Origin of the sequence: Streptomyces sp. sk2.1 (assembly GCF_008120935.1) — a bacterium.
GTDB lineage: Bacteria > Actinomycetota > Actinomycetes > Streptomycetales > Streptomycetaceae > Streptomyces.
In genome coordinates, this window is record NZ_RDBO01000077.1 from 927525 (window position 1) to 933806 (window position 6282).

4 protein-coding genes are annotated in these 6282 nt (G+C 75.0%); all 4 read left to right on the forward strand.

Annotated elements, in window-relative coordinates; translation table 11 throughout:
- Nucleotides 1-48 precede the first annotated feature (48 nt).
- Complete coding sequence (locus EAO76_RS31410) at nt 49-1251, forward strand: acetyl-CoA C-acetyltransferase (protein ID WP_148839260.1); 1203 nt, start codon at nt 49-51, stop codon at nt 1249-1251.
- 88 nt (nt 1252-1339) lie between these two features.
- Complete coding sequence (gene meaB, locus EAO76_RS31415) at nt 1340-2299, forward strand: methylmalonyl Co-A mutase-associated GTPase MeaB (RefSeq protein WP_187438850.1); 960 nt, start codon at nt 1340-1342, stop codon at nt 2297-2299.
- A 390-nt stretch (nt 2300-2689) separates the two neighbouring features.
- Entirely contained in the window at nt 2690-5167 is a 2478-nt protein-coding gene (locus tag EAO76_RS31420; RefSeq protein ID WP_148839261.1) for a protein kinase domain-containing protein, read from the forward strand.
- A gap of 28 nt (nt 5168-5195) precedes the next feature.
- Nucleotides 5196-6282 (forward strand): serine/threonine-protein kinase (locus EAO76_RS31425; protein ID WP_148840412.1); only part of this gene is annotated, 1087 nt, incomplete at its 3' end.

Sequence of the window (6282 nt, forward strand, 5' to 3'; positions counted from 1 at the left end):
CATTCGAGTAAACCCTCGTTCACTTCTCATCCCAAGGGGCTGCGCCTCATGTCTGGAACGACCGGTAACACCTCAGTGATCGTCGCGGGCGCGCGTACGCCCATGGGACGTCTGCTCGGCTCGCTGAAGAGCTTCTCCGGAGCCGACCTGGGCGGCATCGCCATCAAGGCCGCGCTGGACCGGGCCGGCATCGGCGGCGACCAGGTCGAGTACGTGATCATGGGCCAGGTGCTCCAGGCCGGCGCGGGCCAGCTCCCGGCCCGCCAGGCCGCCGTCAAGGCGGGCATCCCGATGAACGTCCCCGCGCTCACCGTCAACAAGGTGTGCCTGTCCGGGCTCGACGCGATCGCGCTCGCCGACCAGCTGATCCGCGCCGGGGAGTTCGACGTCGTCGTCGCCGGCGGCCAGGAGTCCATGACGAACGCCCCGCACCTGCTCCCGAAGTCCCGCGAGGGCCACAAGTACGGCGCGATCGAGATGCTCGACGCGATGGCGTACGACGGTCTGACCGACGCCTTCGAGAACATCGCGATGGGCGAGTCCACCGAGAAGCACAACGCCCGCCTGGGCCTGACCCGCGCGGACCAGGACGAGATCGCCGCGCTCTCCCACCAGCGCGCCGCCGCCGCCCAGAAGAACGGCATCTTCGAGGCCGAGATCACCCCGGTCGAGATCCCGCAGCGCAAGGGCGAGCCGGTCCTCTTCGCCAAGGACGAGGGCATCCGCCCGGAGACCACCGTCGAGTCCCTCGGCAAGCTGCGCCCCGCGTTCGCCAAGGACGGCACGATCACCGCGGGCACCTCCTCGCAGATCTCCGACGGCGCGGCCGCGGTCGTCGTGATGAGCAGGACCAAGGCCGAGGAGCTGGGCCTGGACTGGATCGCCGAGATCGGCGCCCACGGCAACGTGGCGGGCCCGGACAACTCGCTCCAGTCGCAGCCGTCCAACGCCATCGCGCACGCCGTGAAGAAGGCCGGCATCCAGGTCGAGGACCTCGACCTGATCGAGATCAACGAGGCGTTCGCCGCCGTCGCCGTCCAGTCCATGAAGGACCTGGGCGTCACCCCGGACAAGGTGAACGTCAACGGCGGCGCCATCGCGCTCGGCCACCCGATCGGGATGTCCGGCGCCCGTCTGGTGCTCCACCTGGCGCTGGAGCTGAAGCGGCGCGGCGGCGGCACCGGCGCGGCGGCGCTGTGCGGCGGCGGCGGCCAGGGCGACGCGCTGATCATCCGGGTCCCGGGCAAGTAGCACCCCGGCGGCGCCCCGCCGGTACTCCGGGCGAGCAGGACGCGGTACACGTAGAGCACGCAGCACGCAGCGAGTGAACGGAGCGGTGATGGTGGACGTCCCCACCCTGGTCGAGCAGGCACGCGCGGGTCGGCCGCGGGCCGTGGCCCGGCTCATCTCCCTGGTCGAGGGGGCGTCGCCGCAGCTGCGCGAGGTGATGGCGGCCCTGGCGCCGCTGACGGGCAACGCGTACGTCGTCGGGCTGACCGGTTCGCCCGGTGTCGGCAAGTCGACGTCGACGTCGGCGCTCGTCGCGGCGTACCGGCGGGCCGGCAAGCGGGTCGGCGTCCTGGCCGTCGACCCGTCCTCGCCGTTCTCCGGCGGGGCGCTGCTCGGCGACCGGGTCCGGATGTCGGAGCACGCCTCCGACCCGGGCGTCTACATCCGCTCCATGGCCACCCGCGGCCATCTGGGCGGCCTCGCCTGGTCGGCGCCGCAGGCGATCCGGGTGCTGGACGCGGCGGGCTGCGACGTGATCCTGGTGGAGACGGTCGGCGTCGGCCAGTCGGAGGTGGAGATCGCCTCCCAGGCCGACACCTCCGTCGTCCTGCTGGCGCCCGGCATGGGCGACGGCATCCAGGCGGCGAAGGCCGGAATCCTGGAGATCGGCGACGTGTACGTGGTCAACAAGGCCGACCGGGACGGCGCGGACGCCACCGCGCGCGAGCTCAACCACATGCTGGGCCTCGGCGAGGCGCGCGGTCCCGGTGACTGGCGGCCGCCGATCGTGAAGACGGTCGCCGCCCGGGGCGAGGGCATCGACGAGGTCGTCGAGGCGCTGGAGAAGCACCGGGCGTGGATGGAGGAGCACGGGGTGCTCGCCGAGCGGCGCACGGCCCGTGCGGCCCGCGAGGTCGAGACGATCGCCGTCACCCGGCTGCGCGAACGCATCGGCGACCTGCACGGCGACCGCCACATCGGCGCGCTCGCCGAGCGGATCGTGGCGGGCGGCCTCGACCCGTACGCGGCGGCGGACGAGCTGGTGGCGGGACTCACCGGCGGGGCGTGACCGGCGCGCGGGGAGGCGGACCGGGCGGGAACCGGGACGCGGAGCCGAGTGCGGGCCGGGCGCGGACCTGGATGTCGACCGGGTGCGAGCCGGGTGCGGACCCGGATGTGAACCGGGTGCGGACTTGGGTGCGGGCCGGTGGACGAACCTGGATGTGAACCGGGCGGACGGTCCCGGTCGCGGCGTGCGGGCCGCGACCGGGACCGTTCCGCGTGGCGGCGCGGGCCGGTGTGCCCGGTGCGGTTCCCGGGCGATTGCCGGTCGTGCGTCGGGCGGAGGGCGTCTCCCGGCGTCCGACGCTGTGACCGGTGACATGTCCGTGGCAGGATGACCGCCGGATACGTGCACGGGGTGTCCGACGATCCATGGCTACGACGGGGGGAGTGGCGCATGCTGGGTCCGCTGCGGGAGGACTCGCCGGAACGGATCGGGCCGTACGGGGTACGGGCCCGGCTCGGCGCGGGCGGCATGGGGGAGGTCTTCCTCGGCGTCCGGGACGACGGCGGCGAGCCCGTCGCCGTCAAGACGGTCCGCCGCGACGTGGCCCAGAACCCCGGCTTCCGCACCCGCTTCCGCCGCGAGATCGACGTCGCCCGGTCCGTCGCCGACCCCCACCTCGCCCCGCTGCTCGACGGGGACGCCGACGCCGAGGTCCCCTGGCTCGCCACCGGGTACGTGGCGGGCCCCACCCTGTCCGCCGCCGTCCGCCGGGCCGGTGCCATGGCCGAGGCCGAGGTGCGGATGCTCGGCGCCGGGCTGGCCCGCGCGCTGGCCGCCGTCCACGGGGCCGGGATCGTCCACCGCGACGTGAAGCCCGGCAACGTGATGCTCGCGGCGGACGGGCCGCGCCTCATCGACTTCGGGATCGCCCGGGACGCCGCCGCGACCGCGCTCACCACCACCAGCCGCATGGTCGGCAGCCCCTCCTTCATGTCCCCGGAGCACGTGGCGGGCAGCGGACGCGTCGTGCCCGCGTCCGACGTCTTCTGCCTCGCCTCCCTGCTCTGCTTCGCCGTCACGGGCCGCGAGCCCTTCGGGGACGGCCCGGTCGCCGCCGTGCTCTACCGGGTCAAGTACGTCGAGGCCGACCTCGACGGCGTTCCGGACGCGCTGCGGGCCGTACTGGAACGCTGCCTGGTGGCCGAACCGGCCGACCGGCCGGGCGCCGCCGCGCTCGCGGAACTGCTCGACCCCGGCGCCGCCGACCGGTGGCCGCAGGAAGTGGCGCGGCAGATCGCCGAGCACGAGCGCGAACTGGCCCGGGTCGTGGCCCTGGACGGCCCGCTGCTGCCCGGATACACCCCGACCGAGATGGCCGCGGGAAGCAGCCCGGCACCCCACCAACTGCCCACCCGGAGAACGGACTTCACCCCCGGCCTGCACATCGCGCCCACCCAGGGTCCCGGCCTCGCCGCCCCGCCCCGGCGCCGCTCCCGGCGCACCCTGGCCATCGCGCTGGCCGCGCTGATCGTGGCGGGCGCGGCCACCGGGGGCGTCCTGGCCTGGCGGGACAGGAACAACACCCCCAACGAGGCGGCTCCCGGCGGTGGTTCGTCCTCCGGCGGCCCGTCCCGGGACGGCGGCCGGGCCGAGGGCCCCCGGATCGTGGCGGGCGTGGACGAGAACGGCGGCCCGGACGCCTCGGGCACCGTCCCCTACGGCCGCGACGTCCGTCCGGCGGGGTGGAAGAAGTCCTGGAAGGGCAAGTTCTCCGGCAAGCCGATCGGCTGCTCCGCGGGCCGCGACGTGATCGCCTGCCGGCTCACCGACGGCACGTACGAGGGACTGTCGGCGGCCGACGGCCACCGGCTGTGGACGTTCGACACCGGGCAGACGTCACGGGCCGCGGGCTGGGGGCCCACCGGCCAGTTCTTCATGCCGGCCTCCGCCACCCGCCCCACCGTGCACGACGACTCCGTCCTGCTCGCCGCGGGCGGCCAGTTGCGGTCGCTGGACGCCAGGACCGGGGCGGTGCGCTGGGAGACCCGGGGCGGTGGCGCGCACAACCTGGGCAGCGCCCCGATGGTCCTGGACGGCCTGGTCTTCGCCGCCACCACGTCGGCGCCCGACGGCGCGCAGCTCGCCGCGTACGACGTGAGGACCGGCGCCGAGAAGTGGCGCGAGCCGCTGGCGTCGGAGGGCCTCTCCCAGGCCCAGCGGGGCAATTTCTGGCCGGTCGCCATGGGCGGCGACGTGGTCTACGCGGCCGGCGAGGACGGGCCGAAGGCGTTCCGGCCGAAGGACGGCACGCTGCTGGGCACGACCCAGGACTGCGGCGGCCTCCGGCTGCGCGGCGAATCCGTCTACTGCTCCGCCTACACCTCCAACGGCAGCGATTCGGGCTTCGGCACCGACATGAGCGTGCTGCGGCTGGAGGCGGGGACGCTCAAGACGCGGGGGAAGGTGCCGCTGGACTCCGGGATCGCCGCCGAGGCGACCCCCGTCGCGGTCGACGACCGGGTGATGGTCATCCGCCGGAGCAGCGAGCACGCCTCCGACGTGCCCGACGAGTTCGTCGTCGTCGGCCGCGACACCGGCCGCCTCCTCGGCCGGTTCCCGCTCCCCGGAGCGAAGGAGGAGGGCATGAGCAACCCGGCCTCCGGCGCGCTGATCGTCGCCGACACCTTGGTCTGGGCGGACACCGCGATGCTGTACACCGCCCCGATCCGCCCCGACGGCACGCTGGGCGAGCTGGCCGGGACCCGGCTGCCGGGCGCCCCGGGCCCGAGCCCCACGCCGGAGTACGACATGGCCGACGGCATCCAGCTGGACAAGGAACTGAACGCCCCGCAGATGCTGCCGGCCGGCGGCGTCGTGCACGTCGTGTACGACGACGGCACCACGGTCTCCGTGCCGCTGCCCGGGTGAACCACCGCACGGACGAGGGGATCGCACAGTGATCGAGCCGTTGCCGGCCGGCCGGGCCCGGCTGATCGGCCCGTACCAGCTGCTCGGACTGCTGGGCGCGGGCGGCATGGGCGAGGTGTACCTGGCCAGGCCCGCGGGCGGCACGGGGATGCCGGACGGCCTGGTCGCGCTGAAGACCATCCGCGCCGACCTCGACCTCGACGAGGGTTTCCGGATCCGCTTCCGCCGCGAGATCGACGCGGCGGGTGCCGTGCGCAGCGCGCACACCGCGGCCCTCGTCGGCGGCGACGCGAACGGCCGGCCGCCCTGGCTGGCGACCGAGTACGTCCCCGGTCCCTCGCTGGCCGAGGCGGTGACCCGCGGCGGACCGCTTCCCGAGCCTGTGGTCCGCGCGATGGGCGCCGGACTGGCCCGCGCGCTCGCCGACATGCACGCGGTGCGCGTGCTGCACCGCGACCTCAAGCCCGGCAACGTGCTGCTCGGCGCCGACGGGCCCAAGGTGATCGACTTCGGGATCGCCCAGGCCTTCGACGCCACCCAGCTCACCCGGACCGGTGTGGTCGTGGGCAGCCCCGGCTACATCTCGCCCGAGCACGTCAACGGATCGCGCTCGCTGGTGCCGGCCTCCGACGTGTTCTGCCTCGGGGCGGTGCTCGCCTTCGCGGCGACCGGGCGGGGCCCGTTCGACGACTCCGACATGGCGGCCGTGATCTTCCGGATCGCGCAGGGCGAGGCCGAACTGTCCGGCGTGCCACCGAGGTTGCGGGCGGTGATCGAGGAGTGCCTGCGCAGCGACGCCGGGGCCCGCCCGACCCCGCAGCAGCTGGCCGGGATGCTCCTGCCGGACGACCCGAGGAGCGACGGCCCGGGGGGCGGTCGATCCGGGGACGCGGCGGGACCGTTCCCCTGGACGGACGCGGTACGGGGACAGCTCGCCGGGTACGCGGCGCAGGCACGCACCGCCGCCGGGGCCGCGGTGGTCCCGGCCGCCGCGCCGCCGCTGCCGTCCGGCCCCCCGGCCCCCGCCGCCGCCGTCGAGGAGCCCCGGCAGCAGCACCGCGCCGAGCGCCACGCACACCACGGCGGCGGCCGCCGCGAGGCCGACGCGCAGCCCC